This window comes from Streptomyces sp. NPDC037126 (genome assembly GCF_055605965.1).
On sequence record NZ_JBVJTD010000078.1, the window covers coordinates 1 to 3,366 of the forward strand.

Here is a 3,366-nt window from a genome sequence, read left to right on the forward strand (position 1 = left end):
GGTGTTTCCGACTCTATCAGATCTTTTCTCGATCCGATTTCCTCGGTGCTTTCCAGGTTTCCGCTTCCGCGTTTCCCTTTCCGGCGGTTCCGACTTTATCAGAAGTTATTGGCCGGTCTGACCGGCCGCTCATTTCTGAGTAATCGGGAGGATGCTTCTTCGAAATGTCGGTAGCGACTTCTTGGAAGCTCGTAGAGCCTAACGGTCGCCGCCGGACTTGTCCAGTTCTAGGCAACTGTTTGAATCTACCTCCCCACGCCTTCCGTGTCAACGGCTCTTGCGGGGCGAAGAGGAGACTAGCAGCTCACAGGGGTCGTACGCACATCACGCGGCGGTGGGCACGGAGGAGCTGCGGTCGGTCGCTTCCAGATCGCCCGTCTCGCCAGCGCGTGCCGCGCGGCCGCCGAGGACATAGACGTACGCGAGAAATGCCAGTTCGGCCGCGATTCCGATGCCGATGCGGGCCCACGTGGGCAGGCCCGAAGGAGTGACGAAGCCTTCGATGGCGCCGGAGACGAAGAGGACCAGGGCCAGGCCGATCGCCATGCCCACCGCGGCCCTGCCCTCCTCCGCCAGAGCGGCGCGCCTGGTGCGGGGGCCGGGGTCTATGAGGGTCCAGCCCAGCCGCAGGCCCGTGCCGGCGGCGACGAAGACCGCGGTCAGTTCGAGCAGGCCGTGCGGCATGACCAGCCCGAGGAAGGTGTCCAGGCGGCCGGCGGAGGACATCAGACCGAAGCCGACACCGAGGTTCAGCATGTTCTCGAAGAGGATCAGGAGAACGGGCAGGCCCAGAAAGACGCCCAGGACCAGGCACATCGCGGCGGCCCGGGCGTTGTTCGTCCACACCTGGGCGGCGAACGCGGCCGCGGGGTGGCTGGAGTAGTAGGTCTCGTACTCACCGCCTGGACGCGTCATCTCGCGCAACTGGCCGGGCGCCGCGATGGACGACTGCACTTCCGGGTGGGTGCCTATCCACCAGCCCAGGAGGATCGCGATGGCGGTGGACAGGAGTGCCGTGGGCACCCACCAGTGGCGGCTGCGGTAGACGGCGGCCGGGAAGCTCTGGCCCAGGAAGCGTGTGACGTCGCGCCACGATGCTCGCCGCGCACCGGTGACGGCGCTACGCGCGCGTGCGACGAGTTGGCTGAGCCGTCCTGTCAGCTGCGGGTCGGGGGCGCTGGACTGGACGAGGGAGAGGTGCGTGGCGGTGCGCTGGTAGAGGCTGACGAGTTCGTCGGCTTCGGCGCCGGTGAGGCGTCGCCGGCCGAGCAGGGCATCGAGGCGGTCCCATTCGGCTCGGTGCGCGGAGACGAAGACGTCCAGGTCCATGGGGTCTGCCTGCTCCTCGGCTGGTCGCCGACTGCTCGTGGTGGATGCTCTTGATTGCTGTCAGCTTGTCGTACTGGGGCGCGATGCGCCCACAGCTTGGCAGACTTGCTGTTCAAGGGGCGGATCAGGGGAAGGACGGGCGGGCGTGAGCGAGCTGGTGACGGGCGAGGCGGTGGCGCTCGAACTGCTGCCGGCGAGGCTGCCGAGCAGGGCGTTGGCGGTGTTGCTCGACCTGGCCGTGGCCATGGTCGTGTACATCGGCGTGAGCGTGACGTTGGTGGTGTCGACGGCCTCCCTGGACGAGGCGGCCCAGATGGCGCTGTCGGTCGCGTCGTTCCTGCTGGTACTGGTCGGCGGACCGATCGCGGTGGAGACGCTCAGCCATGGCCGTTCGCTGGGGAAGCTGGCGCTCGGGCTGCGGGTCGTGCGGGACGACGGCGGGCCGATCCGGTTCCGGCACGCGCTGGTGCGGGGCGCGATCGGTGTCGTGGAGATCCTGATGACGTTCGGGGTGATCGCCTGCATCGCCTCCCTGGTCTCGGCACGGGGGCGGCGGCTCGGGGACGTGTTCGCGGGGACCCTGGTCGTGCGCGAGCGGATACCGGTGAGTACGGCCGGGCTCGTCCCGCCTCCGCCTCCCGGTCTGGAGGGACGGTTCACCGGGCTGGACCTGTCTGCTGTTCCGGACGGGCTGTGGCTCGCCGTGCGCCAGTACCTGACGCGGATGCCGCAGATGGATCCGCAGGTCTCCTGGGACATGGCGCAGCGGTTCGCGGCCGACCTCGCGGCGCACACGGGGGCTCCGCTGCCGCGGGATCTTCCTCCGGCGGTCTTCCTGGCCGCCGTGGTGCACGAGCGGCAGTCGCGTGAGGCCCGGCAGGCGTTCGGCGCGGGAGGCTTCGCCCAGAACGGGGCGGAGCCGGACCCGTCGATCACTCCTGCGGCGCCGGAGCGGTCGCAGACCTCTCCCGGCGCCGCCGCTCCTGCGGGCCGGGAGCAGCAGATTCAGGCGGCGGGCCCGCAGCGGCCCTCCGCCGTGCCGTCGGCCGCGTTGCCGCGGGACGAGCCGCCGGCCGACCGGCCGGCCACGGGATTCGCACCGCCGGCGTAGGCCGGCCGCGCCTGCTCCGTCCCGTCCGCGCCGGTGGCTTCTGCGTTCCTGTCCTCCGCGCCGGCCGCGGTCTTCTCAGCTGAACGCCGAGGGCGGTGACTGGAGGTCCTCCAGCTCGGTCCCGGGCGCGGACAGCACGACGTCTCCGGCCATGTGAACGGTGTGCCGTTCACCGGTGTCCAGGGCTGTGACCTGGTATTCGTCCACGGTCAGAGGGCCGTTGTCAGTGGCGTGTGCTTCGCTGTTCACCAGAGCCCAGGACTGGTCCACAGTGCGGGGGGCGAGGACCGGATCCGTGAAGGCGACGAGGCGCACGCGGGTCGCGGTGGAGGAAGGGGTGAGGCGCAGCAGACGAGCGGTGGCGACGAGGAACGCGGGGGACGTGCCGGTGAAGGCGTGGGCGCGCACATTGCCTTCGGTGGCATGGGTGCCGGTGGGGTCCGTGCGGACCCAGGTGACGCCGTCGAGGGCGGCACCGCGCACCTGCCAGCCTCCCGCGTGGAGTTCGAGGCGGATGGGGCGGCCGAGGTCGTCCAGGGCGAGGTCGACCGAACCGCGGTGGTCGCCGGTGGGCGTCGTCAGCTGGGAGACATAGCGCCAGCCGGACGGGCCGGGGGCGCACTGGAAGTGTTCTTCTCCGAGGGGGGTGTGATCGTGCGGATCGTGGAGCGAATAGCGGCCGCGGGGCATGGGGGTCCTGGGTCGTGACGGGGTCGGGTCGCTTCGGCACGTCGGTCCGGGGGTCGTGAGGGCCGGACCGGCCAAAGGGGCAGGCCCCCGGCACGGGGGTGCGGGGGCCTGCCTCGGAGGACCTGCGTGAGACGCGCGAAGCGGCTCAGTAGCGGTAGTGGTCCGGCTTGTACGGGCCCTCGACCTCGACCCCGATGTACGCGGCCTGCTCCGGACGAAGCTCGGTCAGCTTCACA

Annotated in this window: 4 protein-coding genes; 1 reads left to right on the forward strand and 3 read right to left on the reverse strand. The window is 70.3% G+C overall.

Features of this window, described 5'->3' with window-relative positions; genetic code table 11:
- Positions 1-324: 324 nt before the first annotated feature.
- A complete protein-coding gene (locus ACZ7FF_RS44850) occupies positions 325-1,329 on the reverse strand; it encodes a stage II sporulation protein M (protein WP_470820520.1) in 1,005 nt (334 codons plus the stop codon).
- Positions 1,330-1,474: 145 nt separating this feature from the next.
- Here ACZ7FF_RS44850 and ACZ7FF_RS44855 point away from each other — a divergent pair, with 145 nt between their 5' ends.
- Positions 1,475-2,440 (forward strand): RDD family protein, encoded by a 966-nt coding sequence (locus tag ACZ7FF_RS44855; RefSeq protein ID WP_470820522.1) that lies wholly within the window; start codon positions 1,475-1,477, stop codon positions 2,438-2,440.
- A gap of 75 nt (positions 2,441-2,515) precedes the next feature.
- Here the strand turns inward: ACZ7FF_RS44855 and ACZ7FF_RS44860 are convergent, their stop codons facing one another.
- Together ACZ7FF_RS44860 and ACZ7FF_RS44865 are read right to left on the reverse strand one after the other, a co-directional pair.
- Positions 2,516-3,130, reverse strand: a complete 615-nt coding sequence (locus ACZ7FF_RS44860; RefSeq protein ID WP_470820524.1) for a hypothetical protein — start codon at positions 3,128-3,130, stop codon at positions 2,516-2,518.
- A 145-nt stretch (positions 3,131-3,275) separates the two neighbouring features.
- Positions 3,276-3,366, reverse strand: a 91-nt coding sequence (locus ACZ7FF_RS44865; protein WP_470820526.1) for an adenosylhomocysteinase, incomplete at its 5' end; no start/stop codon positions are given.